Here is a 24,963-nt window from a genome sequence, read left to right as displayed (position 1 = left end):
GCTATTTCTTGTACCCATAACTTCACTTTGTTAAGCGGATATAAAATAATCGCTGCTGCGTCGTTTAACGGTGTGCGAAAGCGCTATAATAAGGTTTATAGATCAATAGGCAAGGTAGTGTGCTATTCTTAAGAGTACGAATGAATGAACGATAAAAATGCAAATGAGGTCTATAGATGAGTGAAACAAATTTTTCGGATTATGCTTTAAGCAATGAAATCGTACGGGCGCTTGAAAGCCTAGCCTACACAGAGCCAACCGAGGTACAGCGCGAGGTGATCCCCGTGGCGCTTGAGCAGAAGGATCTTGTCGTTAAATCGCAGACCGGCAGCGGCAAGACGGCGGCTTACGGCATTCCGCTGTGCGAGCTGGTCGATTGGAATGAAAATAAGCCGCAGGTGCTCGTGCTCACGCCAACAAGGGAGCTTGCCCTGCAAGTGAATGAGGACATCACGAACATTGGCCGTTTCAAGCGGATCAAATCGATGGCCGTATACGGAAAGGCGCCGTTTCATATCCAGAAGGCAGAGCTGAAGCAAAGAACGCATATGGTCGTAGGGACGCCCGGACGGGTGCATGACCATATTGAGCGGGGAACGCTTGCATTGGAGCGCATCAAATATTTGGTGATCGATGAAGCGGATGAGATGCTGAACATGGGCTTTATCGAGCAAGTGCAGGCGATTATTCAGCAGCTTCCGGCAGACAGAGTGACAATGCTGTTCTCCGCTACGTTCCCGGAGGATGTGGCTAAGCTGTCGCACAAATATATGAATGAGCCGGTTCATGTCGAGATCAAGGCTGCTGGACTAACGACGGCAACGATCGAGCATTCGGTTATCGAAGTGAAGGAAGCGGACAAATTCGCTTTGCTTCAGAATGTTATGATTGTCGAAAATCCCGACAGCTGCATTATTTTTTGCAAGACACAGGAAAATGTCGATCAGGTGTTCCGCCAAATGGCGGAACTAGAATATCCATGCGATCGCATTCACGGCGGGATGGAGCAGGATGAGCGCTTTGAAGTGATGAATGCGTTCCGCAGAGGGCAGTTCCGCTACTTAGTGGCAACGGATGTTGCTGCCAGAGGCATCGATATTACGAATATTACGCATGTCATCAACTTCGATATTCCGCTCGAGAAGGAAAGCTACGTCCATCGCACGGGCAGAACGGGACGAGCAGGCAAGACGGGCAAAGCGATCACCTTCGTAGCGCCAAAGGACAGCAGACGGCTCGCCGAAATCGAGAGCTATATCGGATTCGGCATTCAGAAAGCGAAGGCGCCCTCGGAAGAAGCGGTTGACCAGCGCAGAGAAGATTTTGAGCAAAAAATCAATGTAGGCCCCGTTCTCAAAAAAGACAAGCGCGAGCAGCTGAATAAGCAGATCATGAAGCTTAATTTCAACGGCGGCAAGAAGAAGAAGCTGAGAGCGGTCGATTTTGTCGGTACGATCGCGAAGATCGAAGGCGTGTCCGCTGATGATATCGGCATCATAACGATACTCGATAACGTCACCGATGTGGAGATCTTGAACGGCAAAGGGTCGCTCGTGCTTGAAGTGATGAAGAACACGACCGTTAAGGGCAAGCAACTTAAGGTTCGCAGAGGGAACAAGGCTTAAAGCAGGAGCAAGCTCATGTAAAAAAGTGAGGGAAGCATCATGGAAAGCCTCATCTATCAGATTATGTTGATGGCGGTGGCCGCATTCGTGCTGGCTGCCGCTCTTTTGATCGTGTATGCAAGCTGGCGCAACGGCATCTCGCCGATGCCTTCGCCCGCATCCGTGCGGCGGGTGGTCGTAGCTGTGCTGAGAAAGCTTCCAAGCCGAGGCGTCATGGTGGAAGCCGGCTCCGGCTGGGGGACGCTGGCGCTGCAGGCAGGAAGAGCCCGCACGGGCTGGCGAATAATCGGCATCGAAAATTCAGTTATCCCCATGTGGATATCTTTTTTCGCGGCAAAACTCAATAATCAGACGAATGTATCGTTCATTAGGGGCGATTTATACACATATTGTTACCGGGATGTGGATACGGTAGTCTGTTACCTGTATCCGGGAGCGATGCGGCGCTTAAGCGTTATTTTGCGGAACCAGCTCACGCCTGGTGCGCACATTATAAGCGTCTGCTTCGCGCTGCCGGATTGGGAGCCAAAGCAGGTCATTACATGCCGGGATTTGTACCGGACAAAGGTTTATATTTATGCAGCCTAATGGTCTTGTGGATAGGGGGGCGGCTCGATGTTGGAAGATTTGAAGGAGCAGTTTGGCGATATCGATATTTACTTATTTGATCAGCTGTTGAAGGGACGAATCACGAAGGAGATGCGAATCCTTGATGCAGGCTGCGGCTCGGGGCGAAATCTAACCTATTTGCTGCGCAGCGGCTATAAGGTGAATGCCATTGACCGTTCGGAGGGTGCCATTCAGCAGGTGCAGCGTCTTGCAGCAGAAATAGCGCCTGAGTGGCATACGGATCAGGCGCGTGTCGAAGCTGTCGAGCAAATGAGCTTCGCAGACGAAAGCTTTGACTTTATTATCAGCAGCGCGGTGCTGCATTTCGCGGAGCATGAGGAGAATTTTGACCAAATGGTTCAGGAGCTTTGGCGCGTGCTGAAGCCGGGCGGGCGCTTGTTCGCGCGACTTGCCTCCTCGACCGGGATGGAGTCCATCGTGCAGCCGCTTGGGAACGAGCGCTATCTGCTTCCAGACGGAAGCACTCGTTTTCTCGTAAATGACGAACGGCTCTTGGCCCTTACCGCGAGGCTTCAGGGCCAATTATTCGAGCCGCTCAAAACCGTCATCGTGTCCGGCATGCGCTGCATGGCAACCTGGTGCATTCAAAAAGCGGACTAGCTGCTATGCCTCTTGTAGATGCAGCCACCATATGCCCGCGCATTCGGGGAGATGGACGAGCTTATCCTGCGCGATCCTGTCTGCCAATTCATCGCTGAAGAAGAAGCGGACTAGCTGCTCGGCTTGCTCTGCGCTGTCAAACGTATAGTCGGTTCGTATCCATTTGTGCGAGAAGCCGTATTGCCCGGCTAAGGCAGCGTAATACGGCTTTAAGAAGCTGGGGGGATTAGGCGTCTCATAGCCGGTCCCCATCGTCTCGAAGATGATGACGGTGCCGTCAGGGCGCAGAACCCGCTTGATTTCAGCCATGACCTGCCGAATGTTTTGCTCCCAGTCCGCAAGCTCGTCGCTGGCCAAATAACAGATGCTCCACCCAGACACGACTAAATCCGCGCTTTGATCCGCAAGCGGCAGCTGCCGGTGATCGGCAGCCTCGGTACGCCAATTCGTATGCCCCGCCCTCGTAAGGCGCTCTGCCGCAATTTGTAGCATAGGCTCATTTGCATCCAGGGCAACAATCGATCTGGCGAGTCCAGCCAGCACGGAAGTCAGCCTGCCCGACCCTGCCCCTAGATCTACTATATCCAGCCCTTTAATGGGCCGTATTTCTTTAATGACTGCCTGTAAATCCGGCTGCTTCGCAATTAATTGATGGTAACGGTCTGCTTCATTAGCATAAATGGCATCGTGATCCGGCATCGTTACTTCCTCCTTAGATTGTTTCTGAACTTTCCCTAGCATAAAGGTATCCGTAACGGCAAGGTCAAGAGCCTTATTTCAACTCTGCGCTCCAGCCAGCGAACGAATAAAACATTCAAGCCAAAAGAGTCCTTCCATTTTACCCCAATTCAATTCATCATGCAAAAGAAGCTGTATCTCTTTTTTTCTTGCCATCGTTTAAACTGCGTTTAATAAGGCAAGGTAAAGTAGAAAACGTGGTGGAGAGAATAGAAAATAGAGAATTGAGTAATAGGAGTGAAACAGATGAAAGATCATAAAAACAGCAATGTTAAGCGGTTCATTGCACTAATAATGGAGACGAATCCTCCTAAGGTTATGTTAACGATAGCTATTGTCCTTAGCGTTATTACGACGCTTGTAGGACTAACCATCCCCCTATTTACAAAAAATATGGTGAACGGATTCTCCCTTGGCTCATTAAGCACGGTGCAAATCGTAGGGATGGCGGTCGCTTTTCTTGCGCAGGTGGTATCTGGCGGCGTGTCCGTCTATTTGCTGCATTACAGCGGCAATAAGATCGTATCGTCCATTCGCGAGCGGCTGTGGAGCAAAATGCTGCGCTTGCCGGTTCCGTATTACGACAACAAGGCATCAGGCGATACCATTAGCCGGCTGACGAATGACACAGCGCTGCTCAAGGGTCTTATTACCGAGCATGTGACCGGATTTTTTACAGGCATTTTGTCCATTCTTGGCGCATTGTCGATCTTGTTATACATGAACTGGCAAATGACGCTTATCATGCTCACCGTGTTCCCGGTTGCCGCCTTGATCATGGTGCCGATCGGCCGTAAAATGTACCGCATCTCCAAGGACACACAAGCGGAGAACGCGCGCTTTACCTCTGTCGTAAATCGTGTCGTATCGGAGATTCGTCTTGTGAAGGCATCCGGCTCCGAGCCTGTCGAATATGAACAAGGCCGTACGGGCATTCAGAATTTGTTTGGCTTTGGCTTGAAGGAAGCCCGTATGCAGGCGCTTATATCACCGCTCGTATCGTTTATTATTATTTTGCTGCTCGTTTGCTTGATCGGCTTTGGCGGCGTGCAGGTATCCTCAGGGGCAATGACTGCGGGCGAATTGGTCGCATTCATCATGTACCTGTTCCAAATCATGCTGCCGATTACGCAAATTGCCCAGTTCTTTACGCAATTTCAGAAGGCGATGGGAGCTACCGACAGCATTATTGGCATTTTGGAAGCGAAAGAGGAGGATCAGGATAGCGGCAAAGCGGTTACGGAAATGAATCAGACGCTGCAGGTAGAAAATGTATCGTTCGCCTATAAGCCGGAGGAGCCGATTCTTCGGGATGTGAGCCTCACGATTGAAGCGGGCAAAGTAACGGCGCTAGTCGGTCCGAGCGGAAGCGGCAAGACAACGCTGTTCTCGCTGCTGGAGCGATTTTACGATCCGACCTCAGGCGCGATAAGGCTTGGCAAGACGGACATTAAGGATGCTTCGCTTCGCTCGTGGAGAAGCCAGATCGGCTACGTCTCGCAGGAGAGCCCGATTATAGCGGGGACCATCAAAGAAAATCTATGCTACGGACTGGACCGCGAGGTTTCTCAGCAGGAAATCGAGCAGGCTGCTCGAATGGCTTATGCAGATGGCTTTATTGAGGATTTGCCGGACAGCTATGAAACTGAGGTTGGGGAGCGCGGCATTAAGCTCTCTGGAGGACAGAGGCAGCGGATTGCCATTGCAAGAGCGCTGCTGCGCGACCCGCATATTCTGATGCTCGATGAAGCAACGTCGAACCTGGACAGCAAGTCGGAGGAAGTGGTGCAGGATGCGCTGAAGAACCTGATGGTCGGCCGGACAACGGTCGTGATCGCGCACCGCTTGTCGACCGTCGTAGATGCCGATTCGATCGTATTTCTCGAGAAGGGCGTCATCACTGGCGTCGGAACGCATGAGCAGCTGTATGCGAGCCATACGATGTACCGCGAATTCGCCAATGGCCAGCTTCGCATGAATAGAACGGCTTCGTAAGCAACGGAAGAGGGTGTGGAGATGGGCTATGTGCTTGTTGTGGACGATGATCCGCATATAAGGGAGCTTGTCCGCGTTATTTTGCAGAAGGAAGGTCTGAGCGTAGAGGAAGCTCCGGACGGACGAGCGGCGCTTGCCCGAATGGAGGCTGCGCCTGCGGACATGGTTATTTTGGACATTATGATGCCGAACATGGACGGCTGGCAGCTGTGCCAGGAGCTTCGCAAGCATTACGATATTCCGCTGCTCATGCTGACAGCCAAGGGCGAGATGGGCGATAAGGTGCGCGGCTTCAATCTGGGAACGGACGATTATTTAGTGAAGCCATTCGATCCCGCTGAGCTGACCGTCCGGGTCAAGGCGCTGCTGAAACGTTACCGGATCGCGGTGTCCCAGCAGGTATCCGTTGCGGAGCTGATGCTGGATCGACAGACGTATGAGGTGAAGGTTCACGCCGAGTATATGACGCTTCCTCCGAAGGAATTTGAGCTGCTGTTCATGCTCGTTAGCCATCTGGGCCGCACGTTAACGCGGAATCAGTTGATCGAAGCGATTTGGGGCTATGATTTTGACGGAAACGAGAGAACGCTCGACGTGCATATCAACCGCCTGCGGGAGCGGTTTGAGGCTTGGCGTGTGTCGATTAAGATCAGTACGATACGCGGACTCGGCTACCGGCTGGAGGTGCTCCAATGAAGCGGCGGCGCTTATCGAAATTCGAGATTGCGCTGCGCTTCATGGGCTCGCTGTCGATGGTATTTTTAGTCAGCGGGCTCGCTTTCTCGCTAGCGTATTGGCTCACAAAATGGTTTTATGCAAGGCATGAGGTGATCTTGCCAGAGTATGTCTTGCAATTGGTCAACTGGGGCCTCGGCATCTTATTTTTATTCATGCTGATCGCGATCATTAATTTGCTGACTCGATCGAAGCAGAGAGCGGTTTGGACCGAAATGATGGATGCGCTGAAACGGATGGCAAAAGGCGATTTCAATGTCTCGCTCGACCGCGACAAGAAGTATCATGGTCAAATCGGTGCATTCGTCCAATCCATAAATGAAATGGCTCATGAGCTGAAGCAGGTAGAGCTGCTTCGTCAGGAGTTTATTTCTAACGTATCGCATGAGATTCAATCGCCTTTGACATCGATTCGCGGCTTTGCGAGCACCTTGCAGCGCGAGGATCTGAGTCCTGAGGAGCAAAAGCATTATTTGTCGATTATTGAGAAGGAAACGACGCGGCTATCCAAAATAAGCGACAATCTGCTCAAGCTGACCACGCTCGAAGCAAAGCAGCAGCAGCTCGACACGAAGCGTTACCGACTTGATGCGCAGTTGGAGAGCATCGTGCTGGCCTGCGAGCCGCAGTGGCTGGAGAAGGAACTCGAGCTGGAGCTCGAGCTTGCGGAAACGGAGATCGTGGCCAACGAGGAGATGCTTAGCCAGGTTTGGGTCAATCTCATTCATAATGCGATTAAGTTTACGCCTGCCCACGGCAGTGTGAAGGTCGTGCTGAAGCGGGCAGAGAAGGAAATCAAGGTGCTTATTATAGATACCGGCATCGGCATTGCGCCGGAGGATCAGCTGCGGATGTTCGAGCGCTTCTATAAGGGTGATAAGCAGCGGACGCGGACGGCTGACGGAAGCGGGCTTGGCCTGTCGATCGTGAAAAAAATTGTCGAGCTGCATCATGGCGAAATACGCGTAGAGAGCTGGCTGCATGAGGGCTCGACTTTCGAGGTGATTCTGCCGCATGCAGTGCCGCAGCCAGAAGGCAGCGTTTGAAGAAAGGACCCTTTCCCCTCTCTTTCCACAAATTACACCTCGCCCCTATGATTCAAAGGGGACATAAGAGGTTAATTATAGCTATATAACAGTATAGAGAGGGGAAGATTAAAATGGGTCTATTATGGACATTGATCGTTGGCGGTATTATTGGTTGGTTAGGCGGCTTAATTGCAGGCCGTGACATTCCGGGAGGCATTATCGGCAACATTATCGCCGGCTTCATCGGAGCTTGGCTGGGTACGCTTATACTTGGCTCGTGGGGGCCGTCGATGGGCGGATTTGCGCTTATTCCGGCAATTATTGGAGCTGTCGTGATCGTGCTGCTGTTAAGTGCCATTATGCGCAGTGTAAGAAAGGCATAGCCTGAAGCTTTTACGCAAAAACTTGATAAAACCGTTGTTGAAGGTGTAACGTATACTTCGATAGCGGTTTTTCTGCGTCCAAAAGCTGAGATGAAAGAGGTCGAAAGAAATGCTTATAATCATTAGTCTCATCGCTGCTCTCGTCATTTTCGTTTATCTGATGCTGCGATATTATCCTGCTCTCGGAGCAAGCCAGTCGAAGGAGCGCAGGAAGAAGCTTAGTCGCTCAAGGTATTATGCCAGCAAAAGGTTTATAAATCCGATTCCTACCTCGATGGAGACAACGACAGGCGAGAAGCTGAAGATGCTTGTCCAGTTCGTGAAAGGGAATCCGAAGGCTAGGCCAGGCAAGCCGGTTATGATTGAGCCGCTTAGCGAGGTTTATTTCGGTCAGGAGCCGCAGCCTAAGCTGACATGGTTCGGCCACTCCGCTTCTCTGCTTCAGCTCGAGGGTCATACGCTGCTGCTTGATCCGATGTTCGGCAAGGTTCCATCTCCGTTTCCTCTCTTTGGCGGAAAAAGATACAGCGACAAGCTGCCGTTTGAAATCGAGCAGCTGCCGATGATCGATGCCGTGCTCATATCCCATGATCATTACGATCATTTGGATTATGGCTCCATCGTGAAGCTAAAGGACAAGGTGAAACGGTTCATAGTGCCGCTTGGCGTTGCACCGCATTTGATCAAATGGGGAGTTGATCCCACAATAATAGATGAGCATGACTGGTGGGAAGAGTTTTCCTGCGAGGGGCTGCAGCTGGCTTGCACGCCGGCTAGACATTTCTCGGGAAGAAGCCTTACGGATCGTGATGCTACGCTGTGGTGCTCGTGGGTTATTCAGGGACGCGCGACCAAAATCTTTTTTAGCGGCGACAGCGGCTATGGCCCTCACTTCAAAGAAATCGGCGATAAATACGGTCCGTTTGATCTGACCTTGATGGAATGCGGGCAATACGATGAGCGCTGGGCCGCGATCCATATGATGCCAGAGGAGACGGTTCAGGCTCACTTGGACGTGCGGGGCAATGTTATGATTCCGATCCATTGGGGCGCATTTACGCTAGCGATGCATGATTGGACCGATCCGGTGGAACGCGCCGTGAAAGCTGCGAAGGAGAGGAATGCACGCATTTCCACTCCGAAAATTGGCGAGACCGTATTCATTCAAGCAGCCGTTTATCCTTCCTCGTCTTGGTGGCGTTAAGCGATATTAGGCCGCAACAGAACAGCCTGCCGGATAAACCCGGCAGGCTGTTCTGTTGCGATGCTTGCTTAGCAACGTACGATTGTGGAGCGCTGGTCATCCCAGCGCCACGGCGTGCTGCTGCTCTCGAGCAGCACGCCGCCGTACCATTCATGAATGCCGTTCAGCTTGATCCAATCGGCTTTATATCCCGCAACCTCAGCGCCTAGCTCGGTTAAGCTTACCTCTACTTGCAAGAAAGCTTGCGGGGAGTCATTTAGAGTCGGAATCTTTTCATTGCCCTCAATCGCAATGAGCGGGTGCGAGCCTTGCGAGAGGCGCCGCAGACAAAGCCAATATTCGAGATCGCCCATTCCGAGCGCATGAAGCTTGTCGGTTGCATAAGAGAAGAGCTGCAAGGGCGTGTCAATGCCTTTTAAGAGCAGTTCCAGCGTAGTTTGCTCGACAATGCCAAGGCCGTTCTGCGTAGATGGAAAACGAGTTAAATGAAGCTGTAGCGCATCATTCAGGAACGGAAGGGTAGAAGTATCCTGCTGAAGCAGCTGAGAGATCGCCTCAGGAGTCGGGGACGTGTACGCTTCCCAGGCTTTTTTGCCTAAAAGGAGCTGCTCCTTGCTTATTTCATGCCAAGTACCGATCAAGCCGGACAGCTGCTCCGCGGATAGCTGACCGAGGCCATGAAATAATGGAATGCCGGGATATTGATTGATGCTTAGCAGATGAAGCTTCGTATCGCCTAAGTCTAGTTCCGCAAGCCTGTGAAGCAAGCAGCAGAGCATCGTTTGATCGAACAGGTCATGCTCGAACCACAACACGATATCGTCGTACTGCTGGAAGCTTGCCAGTTGTTTTTCCTGCGCTTCCGAGCCTTCGCGCCATTGCTGCTGCGGAATGCCCAGCGCTTGCTCCAAATATTGCCCTCTGGCAGCTCGATTTGCCGGCAGCGCAGGCTGTTCAAATACGGGGCCGACCGTATAAATTTCCCGCCAAACGAGAATATCCCCTGAAGCGCCGCCCTCCTTGAGCTTTGTTCCTACCGTATCTCCATTTACAATATGAAGCATCATCTCGCCTCCTTTATAGGTTGATTTTGGCGGAGAATGGGCGCTTTTGCAACCTGGTCCGTTTTTCATGCGAAAAAACCACCGTCGTTAGGTTTGGCTCCCTGACGACCGGTGGTTTTCGCTTGAGTTTTTAACTTGGTGTGCGCTGTTATCACGCATCCTCACGACAGTTTTATGATTTTGTCGCATGCTTCCGCAACATACTGATCATGCGTCACAATAACAATTGTTTTGCCTACATTATTGAGCCCCTTTAGAAGCTTAACGATTTCGTTTCTGTTTTCGATATCTAATGAGCCAGTGGGTTCATCGGCAAGGATGAGGTCACTGGGTTTTAACAAGGTTCTCGCGATCGCCACTCTTTGCTGCTCACCGCCTGAAATTCCATATATTTTCTGTTTGAGTGGGATATCCAGCCCAACCTTCTCAAGCGCATTCATTTTTAACTTTTGTTTTTCCTTTCTTGTTTGCCTCGAATTAAGCAGCGGAATTTCAAGATTATAGTCCACTGTCGCATCATCAATTAGCGCATAATTTTGGAATAAATAGGATATTTTTGTCATGACAAGCCGTCTAGCCTTAGCCGAACCAATCCGAGGACTATTCTTATCAAACAGTCTAACAGTGCCACTACTCGAATTTTCTAGCAATCCCATAACATTAAGAACGGTTGTCTTTCCAGAACCGCTTTTCCCAATAATGGCGAGCATTTCGCCCTCGTAAACCTTAAAGTTTATATTCTCAAAAACTACGCGGTCTTGATAGCATTTGCTAACATCCACAAGCTCACATATCGTGTTCACGTTTAACCCCCTCTCAGTATTTTTACTTTGTTTCGACGCTCAATAACGAAGAGTCCAAGAACAGCCGCTACAAACTCAATCGCGGTTACCCCACCACCTATTGCAAGAACACTGATGTCAGATGCCCCCACTGCCTGGTGGATGGATGACACCACTGCAAATGCGCCCCCAGCCTTTTGTAACAGAGTAGTTGCTAATCCGTTGTTCACAAGGAAACAAGTGCCTATTTGAATCACCCATGTCGCCGTTAATAGCCACATATACTCCTTATAAGTCCTGAAAAAACCGATTCCAAATAATCTGCGAATAATAAATCTGCGTTTATATTTGCTGAAGAATACACTTAGATTCTGTACAACAAGCACCAACAACCCTGCTACTAGCCCGAAACTAATGAACAAAAGTTGATTCCTCTGTTTTTGCAAATCGTAAATCTGTTTGAGAATGTACTGGTTGACTGATATCAGGTTTGTCAAGTTGTCGTCGAGTTTCAGTCTTTTCAGTTCAGGCTCCAGAGCCTCTAACGTTTTCTGGCTATCTCTATTAATTAGTTTCACCTTCAATGAATCTCGTCCCCCACCACCGGTCGTCATGTTTGCCTTATCTGCAACAAGACTGTTTTGCTCGGTGATCACTTGGATGATCGGATCTACAATCATATTTTTTTCTAATCGAAATACATCTGGATTGAAGCTAAATATTTTCTGTCCATTTGCAATCCAGATGATTTTCAGTTGTTGATTCTTTATGCGATCTGTAACATGTACTTTAAACAGGGATTCATCACCTTCAGCACGACTCTTCCTTGTTTTCCTAATGTAATCGAAAATACTCTTTTCATTATTTCGGTATTTTTCAGGTACAAGCAGTATCAAATCACTAGTATCCTCAGAAATATTCACAGAATTTTTTTGTGTATCATATACTGGGAATTCATGCAGATAGTTAAGGTTTACCGAAATCTTACGTATGCCTTCCCTGTTTAAAAGAAGTGCTTGTTGCTCATATTCTCCCGCATCAATGTATATGGCTCCCATTTGATTAAGTAAAGGGTAGAGACCTGTGACTTGCGCCAGAGTCATCTTGTGTGCTCCGTTATTTACATCCTCCAAATCGTTCCCAACTTTTAGAGGATAGAAAACACCGTAATCCTTGCTTCGCTCCCAGCTTTTCAAATTTTCTTGCTTGATGTGCAAATTATTATACTGGTTCCAGATTGAAAGGATGATCAAGATAAGAAATAAGGAAGATCCAATCTTGAGCAGCGTGTTCAAAGCAAAGATACTGTTCGTTTCTTTGCGGCTTTTAATCGCATCGACAACTCTTATTCTAGAGATATAGATATAGGCGATGAGTGAAATCAAATTAACGATGATATAGCTGATTAATTCAGAGATGACAACACTACCGATAAACTGAACAGTCACATTTTTAATTAATAGTGATGCAATTACAGAGGCCACTAAAGATAAAACAAAAATAACGGAAATCAATCTTCCAACAACAAAGTACCACAAAAGTAAGTTAGATAGGCCGTGCATTTTCATTACACCAATCCGCTTGGATTCGTTAAAAACATAATAGACGAGCATAATAATCGTGATGATAAAAATCAAATATTTGATATATGTTAAGAATTCTTCTTTGATTTCGATTTCACCAGAATTATAAGATTGATACTTAAAATCTTCAGGGGAGAGAAGTGTCTTTTCATCAACTAGTTTGTTTACTTTGTGGATGATACGTTCAATAAATTCGTTGTATTGTTCCTCAGATGACTCCACAAGGTACTGACCTTCTACTGGAAGATGTGTATAAGCAAATCGTAGCGGTTTCATTTCAAATAAATAATTATTTCCAAAACTATTAATAATGCCAACTTGGTTTTGATCTCCAGAATCTACATTGGATAGGAAATAACTACCATGCTGAGTATCTTCAGCAGTTAGAAACTTGCCGCTTTTTAAACGCAGGGAAGAAAATAATCGGGTATTGTCTGTCAGTAACACGTACTTATGAATTTGAACTTCGTCATCTACACTATAATCGATGTTTGTTCTGAAAATATTTACCCTTGTTTCGATGGCCGCTTCAAGTAAGATTGGGTAAATCTCATCTGGTGAAGCAAAAATCCCATTGTTAGGAATATTTAACTTTCTTGAAATCACATCACCTACTGTCTCCATCTTATCCAATTCATTCCTATTAGTTTGATTGTAAGACAATAGAAAAGAGACCGCGAAAATAAAGCTTAGTAAACACGATAATATCTTTTTCAATTCTCCGCTCCCCTATATTCAAAAATTCCGCCATCTCTTACAGACACAACTTCCGTACGTTACTCAAAGTAGCGTACGGAAGTTGCTTGTCAATTCGATATGTTATTTGCTTGGCGCTACTGCATCGTTGTTCCAATAGGCATATCCAGTTTGGAGTTTTGGACCATATGCATCTGCGAATGAATAACTACCTGCATCCGCATAATCCTTGTCAACACTAGTTCCGACCTTAGCTGTTGAGGAATGGTAATTATCCGGATGATTATAGTGGGACCAGGCATGCTTTTGAGAAGCAGTAAGTTCTGTGCCATAATCCCAAGTACCGCCACCAACGTTAACTACAGTAAACGGAGATACGTTAGAGTTGCTTAATTCTACCTGACCATGTGTCTGATTTCCAGTTGAAGCCATCGCTTGGGTCCCCATTGCTAGAGTCATTGCCGCAACTACGCCTGCTACCTTGATTTTTTTCAACATTTTTTTCATCTCCTTTAGCTTTTTTTGAAACGAAATCCGCGTTTTTTTAGTAGAAGCTTTACAAAAAAATGATATATTTGAAAGCTGGCCAGGCCCTCAGTGATTAAAAGATATCATACCTCTGTTGAAAAAAATGTCGAATTTTGCTATGAAAATATGTATATATTGTGAATTATTGTAAATACACTGCGTTTCTACAACCGAATTTTCGATAACAAGCGATCTCTTATTCAAATTTTCTAAAGTTGGATTTATAGGCATTCCACCTCTTGAAAGCAAGTTTAATAATTTATTTAATTCCTTTCCATTCGGCATCACCACCCATTGATTCTTTAATTTGTGATATTCCACGTCTGTTGATTAACCAGATTTTAGGTTGTTTAGAGACGACAAATAGACATGTTTATCCAGCACTCTAGCAATAGCGATACGCCACTGGACGAAGAAGGTTGTCTTCTTTCAAATGAATCTCAACACATGAAATTGTAATGAGAGGACTGTAGTTCCGTTATTTTGCATTATGACCATTTAGGCGTAATTGGCGGACAGGAGATCCGTCCCTCTGGTATTATGGGTTTTTCTCACGTATGCTCACTCATTCGCAGGATTTCAAATCACTTAGAGTTGGTGATGAAGTTGGAGCTACAGGGGAACTCGCCCCAAAGGGGTGTAAGGGCATGCGCAAACAAAGGAATCCTCGATATTCCCTTAATTATCCATATTCTGCACGCATTCTCCACTACACTCTTGGGGGTTCACCATCCCATGTCTCTACGGGTCTGCGCCCTTACTTTCCTTCGTCATACCTGCCCAAGTGGTGGAGGCCGATTGGTTTTAACTGACGGGTCTGTGCCCTTGCGGAACTCCATCTCGGTACTCCGTGCTTTCTTTGTCATCCTGCAAACGAGGGAGCATACGTGGGAAGCGGGGTCTCGCCTCGCTGAAAAATTAGGCGGCTTGCTCGAGCCTCGGATGCTTGCTTTCGTTAAACGCTTCTCCGCTGTGTGCCAGAGAAACCAGTATACGACATAGTTTGCCTATGAGCTTAAAGAGAGAGTGTCTTCCTTTCCGCTGGCGTGTCCCGACGTTGTCAGCATGCCAACGTTTAAAGCTAGGATGGTTGCATATCATCATAAGTACAGCCAGATACAAATATTTGCGCAGTTGCCTCCGCCCTCGCTTGGAGATGATGATTTGCCCTTTTCGCTTGCCCGAGGCGCTTTCTGCCAAATTCAGGCCCGCTAACGCTAGCAACTGCTGCCCATGCCTGAATCGTCTCAGATCGCCCGTGTTCCCCAGTATGACGGCTGTAAACCAAGGGTTCATCCCGACTTGCTGCAACGGCCAGAGCACCTCTTGTGGCACTTGAGCGAGCAGGGCGTCCATCTCCTGTTCCAGGATGGAAATCTGGGCGCTGAGATCTTCACGCCGATCCAAAAGCCGCAGCAATCGTCCCTTCATCTCCTGGGCGATGTCTGTCAGGCCAATCGAACGGGAAGCGATTTCCCGCAATGCGGTTGCATATCGAGTTCCTTGCGTGCCTCCAGCGCGCTTCATGCCCGCCATCCTCCAGCCATCGACGATCTCGGAGACGGTCAACTTTTGAATGTCAGAAGGTAAAGGAAAGCACCGTAACGTGGCCAGTGCGCAAACACCATCCCATTCTTTGAACAAAGTCGTGAACTCCGGAAACACTTGGTCTACAGCTGTCTGGAGCTGATTGCCTAAGGCCGCTAAATCGATGGAGAGCATCTCCTTTTCATTCACCAACGTATGCAGTTTCCGGTATACTGTTTCGTTGACGATCCAGTCACTGTAATAGCCGCGAGAAACCACGTCAGCAATCGTTAAGGCATCCTTGACATCGTTCTTAGAAGGTTTGTTGTCGCGATTTTCTTTATTCCGCTTGGTCGTAAGCGGATTAACGAGCACCAACGTATGGCCGCGTTCGCGTAGGGCAAAGGCGATGTTAAGAAAATAGTGACCAGTGGCCTCAGCGCCGAACATCACGTCCGTGTAGCCGCTCGCTTTTTGTATATCGGCTACCCATTGGAGCAGTTTTTTCACACCGAATGCATCATTTTGGAACGACAGGATACGGCCCTGCTGAATGCCTCTAAAATTGACTGCTGCAGCGACGTGTGTTTCTTTAGCGATGTCGATTCCAACAATTAGGTGACTTGCGGAAATACGTTCAATCCGTTGATTAATACGGTGCGATGATTTAAACTTCATAGTAGAGCGTCCTCCTTGGATGATAGGTAATAAGGGCTTTGACCCCGTGCAACCCTATCGTACCAGAGGCGCTCCTTTTCATTCAAAGGCCATTTCTTAGCACCTACAGGAATTTTATCTCCATTTAAACGAGGTTAAAATGGTTTTTTTGAGTGAATAGCGGAACCTGAGTCCGCGAACGCTACAATAATTGCTGAATTAGAAAAATAAAGGATTCTCTGTCCGCTGAAGACCTCATTTAAACCACCGTCTCGTTCCTGATTAGTTACAATCGAAGATTTTGGAACCTATTGCTTGCTCATACTGATCAAGCAAGAAACAGGAGTGAAGCACATTACTGCTACAGATTTTCCGATAGCTCAAAGGATTTCTTTGGAGCAGCGTACGTTTATCGCTATTAATATTATTGAAGCTTGCTTAACTCAATCCATTTGGTCACCCATTTAAAAAAAAGTTGACAACTGTTTTAAATTGAGTTATCTTTAATTAAAGATAATTAACTTAAAGATAAATGCAGCGCAGAAGGGAGTGATAATCATGACAATCGAAAACCAAAAACAAAATGATTCATTAGACCTCTTCATCGCGTTGTCTAGAGCGACCCAATGGGTGAACGCACATGCGGATCGCGATATACGTAAAAATGGCTTGAACCGGACGGAATTCGGCGTGCTTGAGCTGTTGTATCACAGAGGGCCGCAGCCCTTGCAGCAAATCGGCGAGAAGGTGCTGATGAGCAGCGGGAACATTACTTATGTGGTCGACAAGCTGGAGAAGAAGCAGGCGGTTCGCCGCAGAGCCTCAACCGAGGATAGACGTCTTATCTACGCCGAGCTGACCGATCAGGGCAAGCAATTCGTGGAGGAAGTATTCCCCGCACATCAGGCCACGATCGAGCAAGCGGTGAACGGTCTTACACCTGAAGAAAAGCAAGTGGCAAGCAAGCTTCTGAAGAAACTGGGCAAGTTTGCGCAGGAGAATTACAAGTAGCTGGGATGTTCTAAAATGAGCAGCGATTTCATTCTTTTCAAAGCGAAGCAGGCTGTTATCGTTATAGGCGGAATTAGCCGCTCCTGCTCGTCCTATATCTTAAATTAAAGACTCTTTAATTCACGATAAAACAAAAAACAAAAAAAATGGAGGAATTTAAAATGAGTTTAGCATTAGGATTGTTGGTTGTTCGTGTAGTCGTAGGTTTGTTGTTTGTAGGGCATGGCGCGCAGAAGCTGTTCGGGTGGTTTGGCGGATACGGTCCAAAAGGAACGGGCGGCTGGATGGAGTCGATTGGCATTAAGCCGGGGGTAGCCATGGCCGTCGCAGCCGGGCTGATGGAGCTGGTAGGCGGACTGTTGTTCGCAGCAGGACTGCTTACACCGCTTGCTGCAGCACTCATCGTGCTTGCGATGCTGGGCGCTATTGTGAAGGTGCATGGTCCGAACGGCCTATGGGCTACAGCTAATGGTTATGAATATAATTTGGTGTTAGTTGCCATTGCTATAGGTGTTGCTTTAACAGGTGCCGGCGACTATTCGATTGATGCGCTTATCCGTTAATCTGTGAATTGGTTCGTTACATTACTTTTAAACTAAACTAATATAAAATAGGGAGTGTGTTCGATATGACAACGCAAACGACTGGCATTCATCATATAACTGCTTTTGTAAGAAATCCACAGGTTACGGCTGATTTTTACGCAGGGGTGCTTGGCCTGCGCTTGATTAAAAAAACGATCAACTTTGATGCACCTGAGGTTTATCATCTGTACTTTGGCAATGAAATCGGAAGTCCGGGCACGATCATTACGTTTTTCCCTTGGGAAAACTCACGCAAAGGCAAAGTTGGCGGCGGTCAGGTTGGTTACACGACCTATGTCGTGCCTGCTGCTGCGTTCGATTTCTGGAAAGAACGGCTGGCAAAGCTGAATGTTGCTGCCGTGCAAACGTCGAGATTCGGCGAGCAGTATTTGCAATTCGTTGATCCGGACGGCTTAAAGCTTGAAATCGTTGCCCGTGAGCAAGGCGCGTTAAGCAAATGGGCATTTGGCGGAGTTCCAGCGGATAAAGCGATCAAAGGGTTCGGGGGCGCGATTCTGTACAGTACTGCTCCTGCCCAAACGGCTGAGCTTCTTGTAAAAGTGATGGGGCTTGTGAAAGTCGGAGAAGAGGGCGGCTATGCACGCTTTCAAGCAACAGGAGATCTGGGCAACCTGATCGACGTTAATGTCGAAAGCATGGAGCAGGGCCATGGCGGCGCTGGCACCGTCCACCATATCGCATGGCGGGCAAAAGACGATGCGGAGCACGCGCTATGGAGAAGCCATGTCGAGAGCAATGGGTTCCAGCCTACGCCAATCGTGGATCGTCAATATTTTAACGCGATCTACTTCCGCGAAGCCGGCGGCATTTTGTTCGAGATTGCAACGGATCCTCCGGGCTTTGCCCGCGATGAAGAGCCTGCGCATCTCGGCGAGAAGCTGATGCTTCCCGCTTGGTATGAAGAGCATCGCACACAAATCGAGCAATTATTAACGCCATTTGATATAAGGGTATTGGAGGAGGATAAATGATGAAGCATCTATTTAAACAAGGAACCGATCAATCCGCGCCAGTATTGCTTCTTCTGCACGGCACGGGAGGCACAGAGCGGGATTTGCTCCCGCTCGCAGAGCTTATATCGCCAGAATCATCCCTGCTTAGCGTAAGAGGGAATGTGCTGGAGAACGGCATGACGCGTTATTTCCGCCGATTGGCCGAAGGCGTCTTTGACCTGGAGGATTTGGTGTTCCGCACGAAGGAGCTTAACGATTTTCTAGACAGCGCCGCAGTCGAGTACAGCTTTGACCGCAGCAATATGGTGGCGATAGGCTACTCCAACGGTGCCAATATTGCTGGGAGCTTACTGTTTCATTATGAAGGGGCGCTTCGCGGCGCGATTTTGCATCACCCGATGGTGCCGATCCGCGGCTTGGAATTGCCGAATCTGGCGGGCGTGCCTGTCTTTATCGGCGCAGGCTCTAACGACCCGCTTTGCATGCCGCAGGAGACCGAAGAGCTTGATCGTTTGCTGCAAGGAGCTGGAGCCCCCGTTACGGTTCACTGGGAGCAGCATGGCCATCAGTTGACAAGCTCAGAAGTGGCAGCCGCTGCCGCTTGGTATAAGGAAACCTTCAAGGTCTAATCGAAGCAGGCAGATATAAGTAAACATCATGCTGTGAAAGGGGAGCTGGCTGTGCTATCCATTGATCCAACGAGCCAAAGCGTGCAGGATAATTACAAGCTGCTGATCGGCAGCATTGTGCCAAGGCCTATCGCTTTCGTAACGACACTTACGAGCGAAGGAGTGCTGAATGCGGCGCCGTTCAGCTTCTTTAATATCGTAACGGCTAATCCGCCGATGGTTGCGGTATCGGTGCAGCGAAAGCCGGGCGGTGTACAGAAGGACACTGCCCGAAATGCGGCCGCCGCAGGCGAATTCGTCGTACATATTTCCGACGAGAGCTACATTGCAGCGATAAATGTGACAGCGGCGAATGTACCGCCCGAGGAGAGCGAAGTGGCTTTAGCCGGACTGACGGCGATAGCGAGTGAACAGATCCGTGTACCCGGCGTGGCCGAGGCGAGAATACGAATGGAATGCGTATTGGAGCAATCGCTCCCGCTTGGCGGTATCGATGCATCGCCAGCATGCGACCTGCTCATTGGGCGCGTTGTACGCTTTCATATCGATGAAGCGCTGTACGAGAACGGCCGGATCAACGCTGAGGCTTTAAAGCCAGTCAGCCGCTTAGCCGGCAGCGATTATGCGAAGCTGGGCGATCAGTTTTCCATTGAGCGTCCTGTTTGATGAAGTATACGAAACAGCCCGTACCTTGTGAACTTTCACTGGTACGGGCTGTTTTTTTGACATGGCAGCTAAATAAGCCGCTTCCGGACCATGCCGGAAATGATATCTATAATCGTAATAAGAATGACGATGCCGAGCAAAATAATGCCGACGCGATCCCAGTTGCGGGTGCTGAGGGCGAAGATGAGCGGCGTGCCGATGCCGCCTGCCCCAATGACGCCGAGAATGGTCGCAGAGCGCATATTAATCTCGAAGCGGTACAGCATATACGATAGGAAGCCGGGCAGCACCTGCGGAATGACGGCAAACCACAAAATTTGCAGCCGATTCGCGCCGGAAGAGATAAGTGCCTCTACCGGTCCTTTATCCATATTTTCCACTTCATCGGCAAACAGCTTGCCCAGCATGCCGACCGAATGCAAGCCCAGCGCGAGCACGCCGGCGAAGGAGCCCGGCCCGACAGCCTTAATGAACATGAGCGCCAGCACAATTTCGGGAACGGCCCGAATGAAGCTGAGCACCATTTTGCCGGAGCCTGACACCATTCTTGACCCGCTTATATTAACCGCAGCCCAGAAGGCAAGCGGCAAGCAGAGCAGCGCAGATATAAAGGTGCCCAAAATGGATATGGCGAGCGTCTCCAGCAAACCTCTCAGCAAATCCTCGCCATCGGGCAAATAAACGAAATCCCAATCCGGCGAGAGGATGCCGGTTACGATCGAGCTCGTAATTTGAGCGGCGGTATCTTTAAAGCCAGTAAACGGTATGCCTGCAAACGCCCAAATATAGACGGCAGCAAGCGCTAGGTAGATCAGCCAGCGGTAACGGTTAGTTTTAGGCTTGCGAACGATCGTGTTCCTGGGTTTAGTCATAGCAGCTTCTCCCGCAGCTTCGTGCTTGAATAATCAATGAGCAAGACGATGGCTAGTGTAAATATAATGATGACGCTTGTTTTGTCATATTCCAAGAAACCTAACGTAATTTCATAATAATGGCCGATGCCGCCAGCGCCTACAAGTCCAAGCACGGCTGCCGCGCGAACGTTAATCTCAAACGTATAAAGCGTAAATGACATGAAATGAGCTTGAATTTGCGGGATAACCGCATATAGAATGCGCTGCAAGCCGGTTGCTCCAACTGCGGTCATCGCTTCAAGCGGTCCGCGGTCGATCGCCTCCAGAGCCTCATAGGTTAGCTTGGCGATTAAGCCTAATGAGAAGATGGTCAGTGCCATCATGCCCGGCAGCGGGCCGATGCCAACGATAGATACAAAGATAGCCGCTAGCAGCAGATCGGGAATGGTGCGGATCAGATTGAGCACGAAGCGCAAAGGATAACGAAGCCACCCGCTCTTCGTGATGTTGCTGGCGCTAAGCAAAGCGACCGGAATGGCGAGTATAGCGCCGATTGTCGTGCCGATGAGCGCCATTCGAATCGTTTCCAGCATCGCGCCGACGATGTTGTCGAAATAGGTCCATTTTGGCGGGAACATCTCCTTAAGCAGGTCGAACATATTCGGAAAGCCTTCAATAAGCTCCCCAAACGTTGCATCGGTCTGGACGGAGCTGCCCCACAGCAGCAAAATAATAATAATAGCCGTTAAATAATGCTTGAGCCTGCTTGGCGCCTTCGGACGATTAAGCTCCGTTTGTGTGCTCATGCGTGTCGTTCTCCCAGCAGCTCGGCTTCCTCAATCGGTCGTCCGTATATTTCCGCAAAACGCTCGTCCGTCGCTTCTTCAACTGGGCCGTCAAATACGACTTGTCCAGCGCGCAAGCCGATGATCCGCGTAGCGTATTGCCTCGCCAAGTCCACATAGTGCAGATTAACAATCGTTGTAATGCCCAGATCGATATTGATTTTCTTCAGATCATCCATGACCTGCTTTGTCGTAAGCGGATCTAAAGAGGCAACGGGCTCGTCTGCCAAAATAATTTTCGCTTCCTGGGCGAGTACGCGCGCGATCGCTACCCGCTGCTGCTGTCCGCCGGACAGCTCATCGGCGCGCGAATAAGCTTTCTCGACGATGTTGACGCGATCCAGCGCTTCGAATGCAATGTTCATATCCTTCTCGGGAAATCGTCCCGTTAACGTTCTTAGAGTGGAATGATAGCCTACGCGGCCCGCGAGCACGTTGCGCAGTACGGAAGAACGCTTGACGAGGTTGAAGCTTTGAAAAATCATGCCGATGTTGCGGCGGATCAAACGCAGCTGCTTCCCCTTTGCGCTCGTAATGGATTGTCCTTCGATGAGAATATCGCCCTCCGAAATATCGTGAAGACGGTTTATCGATCGCAGCAGCGTCGATTTTCCGGCGCCGGATAGTCCAACGATGACGATAAATTCCCCTTTTGCAAAACGTAAATTAATGTTGTCTAAGCCTTTTGTCCCGTTTGGGTACAATTTCGATACATTCTGAAGTTCTATCACGGGAGGACCATTCCTTTGCTCAATATCGTCGTAATAAAGGGATAGCCAGTCCGGGCGCAAGGGCCGCGAACTGGCTTTCGGTACACGATAATAGATGATTTTTTTGCGGGGATGGAAAGTCTACTCGGTCTTAACCTTCTCGCCATATTCGCGAACGATATTGAAGATGCTGTCCTCGGATTTCACATAGCCTTGGTGGGAGTAGATGTCAAAAATAATTTTACGGGTAGCTTCTTCACCGCCCAGCGCAATAAAGGCATCCTGAATTTTTGCAATCCATTCTGCATTCATGTCTGAACGAACGGTTACCGTGTCATTCGGAATTTTTTCGGTATACGTCAATACGCGCGTATCTTCGATCACAGTCGGGAAATCCTTCGCTACGATTGTACGGGCATCTTGGAAAATAGCTGCCGCGTCAACATCGCCGTTCAATACGGCAATAACGGCTTGGTCATGGCCTTTTACGGTAACAGCCGTTACATCCTTAAGCGGATCAATTCCAGCTTCGATCAACTTGCCTGCCGGCCATACGAAGCCTGCGGAGGAGGTTACGTTTTGGTAAGCGATTTTTTTGCCTTTCAAGTCTTCAAGCGATTTAATAGGGGAATCCTTCTTCACGATAATCATCGATTTGTAGAAATCAACGAGCTGGTCTGTCGGAGCGCCCGTGTCGTCTTGAACGCCAAAGCGCTGCGCTTGAAGAATAACTTCAGCGGCACCCTTTTCCTTAGCTAATACATAGGCAGTCGGGGGAAGGAAGCCTACATCTACTTTTTGCGAAGCCATCGCTTCGATAATGGTGTTGTAGTCGGTGGAAATGCTTACTTCAACAGGGATGCCAAGCTTGTCGGAGAGCAGCTGCTCAAGCGGCTTTGCCTTTGCTTCCAGCGTATCTGCATTTTGCGAAGGGACGAATTGTACGGTCAGCTTCTCTGGCACGTAACCTTCGGCTTGTTCGGTAGCAGCTGGAGCGATTGTAGCATTTGCAGCAGCATTGTTAGTTGCCGCGGCTTCGTTATTCGTTTTGTTAGCGCCACAAGCACTGAGCAGTGATACGGACAATAGCAATGGTAAAACAAACTTAGCGATTTTTTTCAAACGATAACCCTCCAAAAATTCTAATTTATGGTACTTGCTTAACTATAAGGACGGTTTATTATCAGACCGTAAAACAGGGGATAAGCTTTTGTAAACTTGGGAGATTTTGGTTTGTGCTCCTGGCTTAGCTGTTAAAATAGAAGGATTAAGGCAGGCTGGAGGGAAGTCATCGAATGGAACGAAACGACGTATTTACGTATGAGATGATGGTGACAAGCGATATCCACGGACATATTCAGCCGGTCGATTATCGCACGCGCGAGGAGAGTCATACGGGGCTAGCCAAAATCGCAACGCTTGTAAAAGCGGCAAGGCAGCAGGCGCCGGAGCTGCTGCTGGTGGATAATGGGGACTTGCTGCAAGGCACGCCATTTTCCTACTATTCCGTCACGGCGGGCAAGGAGCTGCCGAATCCAGCTATTGCTGCGCTGAATGAGCTGAACTACGATGCGGCGGTGATCGGCAACCATGAATTCAACTATGGCTTGGAGCTGCTAGGCAAAGCGGTGAACGATTCCAGCTTTCCTTGGCTGTCGGCAGGGATTGTAGATCGCGATACGAATAAGCCTGCATTTGGCAAGCCCTATATCGTGAAAATATTAAGTCAGGGCATAAAAGTAGCTTTGTTAGGCATTACGACACACTACATTCCGAATTGGGAAAACCCTGCCCATATTAGAGGATTAACCTTCATGGATGCGCTGGGCACGGCCAAGGAATGGGTCGCCCATATTCGAAAGGAAGAAGCACCGGACCTGCTCGTCGTCGCCTATCATGGCGGTTTCGAGCGCGACCTAGCAAGCGGCGAGCCGACGGAGAAGCTCACGGGGGAAAATCAGGCCTATGCCATGTGCACGGAGCTGGAAGGAATCGACGTGCTGATTACCGGGCATCAGCATCGTTTTATCGCAAGTGAGCTTGGCGGCGTTGCCATCCTTCAACCCGGCTGCAACGGACAAGCAGTAGGCAAAGTCAGCGTTACGTTCCAGAGAGGGCAAAGCGGATGGACTATTGTTGAAAAGAAGGCGGAGCTGCTGCGATTAGATGAGACGGTTGCCGCTGACCCCGCCATCCTGGCGCTGACGCAGGAGGTGGAGTCGCAGACGCAGCTCTGGCTGGACCAGCCAATCGGGCAAGTATCGGGCGATATGACGATAGCAAGTCCGCTGCTCTGCCGCAGCGCGGATCATCCTTTTATCGAGTTTATGAATAAGGTGCAGATGGCTGCGGCTGGCGTTGATGTCTCGAATGCTGCGCTGCTGAGCAATGAATCCGAAGGTTTCCGCGGAGCTGTGACGATGCGGGATATATTGACGAATTTCATGTATCCGAACACGCTGACCGTGCTGAGGCTTACCGGAGCGGATGTAAGAGCGGCGCTTGAGCTGACGGCGGCGTATTTCCAAGTGAATGAGGACGGTACATTAGGCGTCAACCCAGCCTATATTGAGCCGAAGCAGCAGCATTACAATTACGATATGTGGGAAGGCATCGAGTACGAGCTGAACGCGGCGATGCCGATCGGCCAGCGGGTCACGAAGCTGCTGCGGAACGGGCAGCCCTTGCAAGAAGACGAGGAGCTGGACGTCGTCATGAACAATTACCGGGCAGCCGGCGGTGGGGATTATGACATGTATCAAGGGAAGCTGGTCGTGCGCGAGGTGCAGATCGATATGGCGGAGCTGGTCGCTCAGTATTTGCAGAAGCATGGCGTAGTCGAGGCAACGTGCAACAACAATTGGCGGGTAATCATTAGATCATAAACAAGGAGCAGCCCGAAGCTGGTAAAGAGC

24 protein-coding genes are annotated in these 24,963 nt (G+C 49.2%); 14 read left to right on the top strand and 10 right to left on the bottom strand.

The annotated features are described in order from the left end of the window. Positions 1–176: 176 nt before the first annotated feature. From AC1TPC_RS06870 to AC1TPC_RS06860, 3 genes are read left to right on the top strand one after another with little or no spacing between them, the layout of a single operon-like run. A complete protein-coding gene (locus tag AC1TPC_RS06870; RefSeq protein WP_482066122.1) occupies positions 177–1,625 on the top strand; it encodes a DEAD/DEAH box helicase in 1,449 nt (482 codons plus the stop codon). A gap of 39 nt (positions 1,626–1,664) precedes the next feature. Then, the gene (locus AC1TPC_RS06865; RefSeq protein WP_482066121.1) at positions 1,665–2,213 is read left to right on the top strand and encodes a class I SAM-dependent methyltransferase; all 549 of its coding nucleotides are present in this window, start codon (positions 1,665–1,667) and stop codon (positions 2,211–2,213) included. A gap of 27 nt (positions 2,214–2,240) precedes the next feature. Then, positions 2,241–2,855, top strand: coding sequence for a class I SAM-dependent methyltransferase (locus AC1TPC_RS06860; RefSeq protein ID WP_482066120.1), 615 nt, complete (start codon positions 2,241–2,243; stop codon positions 2,853–2,855). Between the two features lie 3 nt (positions 2,856–2,858). Here the strand turns inward: AC1TPC_RS06860 and AC1TPC_RS06855 are convergent, their stop codons facing one another. After that, the gene (locus tag AC1TPC_RS06855) at positions 2,859–3,554 is read right to left on the bottom strand and encodes a class I SAM-dependent methyltransferase (RefSeq protein WP_482066119.1); all 696 of its coding nucleotides are present in this window, start codon (positions 3,552–3,554) and stop codon (positions 2,859–2,861) included. Positions 3,555–3,839: 285 nt separating this feature from the next. Between AC1TPC_RS06855 and AC1TPC_RS06850 the strand changes: the two genes are divergently transcribed. The 5 genes from AC1TPC_RS06850 (at position 3,840) to AC1TPC_RS06830 (ending at position 8,938) form a co-directional block, all read left to right on the top strand. Next, positions 3,840–5,588, top strand: coding sequence for an ABC transporter ATP-binding protein (locus tag AC1TPC_RS06850; protein ID WP_482066118.1), 1,749 nt, complete (start codon positions 3,840–3,842; stop codon positions 5,586–5,588). Positions 5,589–5,609: 21 nt separating this feature from the next. Continuing rightward, on the top strand, positions 5,610–6,284 hold the full coding sequence (locus AC1TPC_RS06845; RefSeq protein ID WP_482066117.1) for a response regulator transcription factor: 675 nt from the start codon (positions 5,610–5,612) through the stop codon (positions 6,282–6,284). Beyond that, a complete protein-coding gene (locus AC1TPC_RS06840) occupies positions 6,281–7,369 on the top strand; it encodes a sensor histidine kinase (protein ID WP_482066116.1) in 1,089 nt (362 codons plus the stop codon). The genes AC1TPC_RS06845 and AC1TPC_RS06840 overlap by 4 nt, the downstream gene beginning before the upstream one ends. A gap of 113 nt (positions 7,370–7,482) precedes the next feature. Continuing rightward, positions 7,483–7,734 carry a GlsB/YeaQ/YmgE family stress response membrane protein gene (locus AC1TPC_RS06835; RefSeq protein ID WP_482066115.1) on the top strand — a complete coding sequence of 84 codons (252 nt, stop codon included), beginning with the start codon at positions 7,483–7,485 and terminating at the stop codon, positions 7,732–7,734. 274 nt (positions 7,735–8,008) lie between these two features. After that, a complete protein-coding gene (locus AC1TPC_RS06830; RefSeq protein ID WP_482066293.1) occupies positions 8,009–8,938 on the top strand; it encodes an MBL fold metallo-hydrolase in 930 nt (309 codons plus the stop codon). 68 nt (positions 8,939–9,006) lie between these two features. Here AC1TPC_RS06830 and AC1TPC_RS06825 read toward each other — a convergent pair whose 3' ends face one another. From AC1TPC_RS06825 to AC1TPC_RS06805, 5 genes are all read right to left on the bottom strand, one after another. Further along, a complete protein-coding gene (locus AC1TPC_RS06825; protein WP_482066114.1) occupies positions 9,007–10,005 on the bottom strand; it encodes a DUF1835 domain-containing protein in 999 nt (332 codons plus the stop codon). A gap of 158 nt (positions 10,006–10,163) precedes the next feature. After that, entirely contained in the window at positions 10,164–10,805 is a 642-nt protein-coding gene (locus tag AC1TPC_RS06820; RefSeq protein ID WP_482066113.1) for an ABC transporter ATP-binding protein, read from the bottom strand. Positions 10,806–10,807: 2 nt separating this feature from the next. Next, on the bottom strand, positions 10,808–13,084 hold the full coding sequence (locus tag AC1TPC_RS06815; protein ID WP_482066112.1) for a DUF1430 domain-containing protein: 2,277 nt from the start codon (positions 13,082–13,084) through the stop codon (positions 10,808–10,810). A gap of 102 nt (positions 13,085–13,186) precedes the next feature. Beyond that, positions 13,187–13,561, bottom strand: a complete 375-nt coding sequence (locus AC1TPC_RS06810; protein WP_482066111.1) for a lactococcin 972 family bacteriocin — start codon at positions 13,559–13,561, stop codon at positions 13,187–13,189. A 948-nt stretch (positions 13,562–14,509) separates the two neighbouring features. Beyond that, entirely contained in the window at positions 14,510–15,796 is a 1,287-nt protein-coding gene (locus tag AC1TPC_RS06805) for an IS110 family RNA-guided transposase (protein WP_482066110.1), read from the bottom strand. A 537-nt stretch (positions 15,797–16,333) separates the two neighbouring features. On the opposite strand from AC1TPC_RS06805, the gene AC1TPC_RS06800 reads away from it, so the two are divergent. From AC1TPC_RS06800 to AC1TPC_RS06780, 5 genes are all read left to right on the top strand, one after another. After that, a complete protein-coding gene (locus tag AC1TPC_RS06800) occupies positions 16,334–16,786 on the top strand; it encodes a MarR family winged helix-turn-helix transcriptional regulator (RefSeq protein ID WP_482066109.1) in 453 nt (150 codons plus the stop codon). 161 nt (positions 16,787–16,947) lie between these two features. Then, on the top strand, positions 16,948–17,349 hold the full coding sequence (locus tag AC1TPC_RS06795) for a DoxX family protein (RefSeq protein WP_482066108.1): 402 nt from the start codon (positions 16,948–16,950) through the stop codon (positions 17,347–17,349). Between the two features lie 65 nt (positions 17,350–17,414). Continuing rightward, positions 17,415–18,362 carry a ring-cleaving dioxygenase gene (locus AC1TPC_RS06790; protein ID WP_482066107.1) on the top strand — a complete coding sequence of 316 codons (948 nt, stop codon included), beginning with the start codon at positions 17,415–17,417 and terminating at the stop codon, positions 18,360–18,362. Further along, entirely contained in the window at positions 18,362–18,973 is a 612-nt protein-coding gene (locus AC1TPC_RS06785) for an alpha/beta hydrolase (RefSeq protein WP_482066292.1), read from the top strand. Before AC1TPC_RS06790 ends, AC1TPC_RS06785 begins: the two co-directional genes overlap by 1 nt. A 51-nt stretch (positions 18,974–19,024) precedes the next feature. Further along, a complete protein-coding gene (locus tag AC1TPC_RS06780; protein WP_482066106.1) occupies positions 19,025–19,639 on the top strand; it encodes a flavin reductase family protein in 615 nt (204 codons plus the stop codon). A 68-nt stretch (positions 19,640–19,707) separates the two neighbouring features. Here the strand turns inward: AC1TPC_RS06780 and phnE (AC1TPC_RS06775) are convergent, their stop codons facing one another. From phnE (AC1TPC_RS06775) to AC1TPC_RS06760, 4 genes are all read right to left on the bottom strand, one after another. After that, complete coding sequence (phnE, locus tag AC1TPC_RS06775; RefSeq protein WP_482066105.1) at positions 19,708–20,511, bottom strand: phosphonate ABC transporter, permease protein PhnE; 804 nt, start codon at positions 20,509–20,511, stop codon at positions 19,708–19,710. Then, the gene (phnE, locus tag AC1TPC_RS06770) at positions 20,508–21,299 is read right to left on the bottom strand and encodes a phosphonate ABC transporter, permease protein PhnE (RefSeq protein ID WP_482066104.1); all 792 of its coding nucleotides are present in this window, start codon (positions 21,297–21,299) and stop codon (positions 20,508–20,510) included. The genes phnE (AC1TPC_RS06775) and phnE (AC1TPC_RS06770) overlap by 4 nt, the downstream gene beginning before the upstream one ends. After that, positions 21,296–22,069, bottom strand: a complete 774-nt coding sequence (gene phnC / locus AC1TPC_RS06765; protein WP_482066103.1) for a phosphonate ABC transporter ATP-binding protein — start codon at positions 22,067–22,069, stop codon at positions 21,296–21,298. Before phnC ends, phnE (AC1TPC_RS06770) begins: the two co-directional genes overlap by 4 nt. A 120-nt stretch (positions 22,070–22,189) precedes the next feature. Then, the gene (locus AC1TPC_RS06760) at positions 22,190–23,170 is read right to left on the bottom strand and encodes a phosphate/phosphite/phosphonate ABC transporter substrate-binding protein (RefSeq protein WP_482066102.1); all 981 of its coding nucleotides are present in this window, start codon (positions 23,168–23,170) and stop codon (positions 22,190–22,192) included. Between the two features lie 173 nt (positions 23,171–23,343). Between AC1TPC_RS06760 and AC1TPC_RS06755 the strand changes: the two genes are divergently transcribed. After that, on the top strand, positions 23,344–24,933 hold the full coding sequence (locus AC1TPC_RS06755) for a bifunctional metallophosphatase/5'-nucleotidase (RefSeq protein ID WP_482066101.1): 1,590 nt from the start codon (positions 23,344–23,346) through the stop codon (positions 24,931–24,933). Positions 24,934–24,963 lie beyond the last annotated feature (30 nt).

The organism is Paenibacillus sp. Y280 (genome assembly GCF_056786335.1).
Note: the sequence above shows the minus strand (reverse complement) of the source record. Positions and strands in the feature narration are given on the sequence as shown.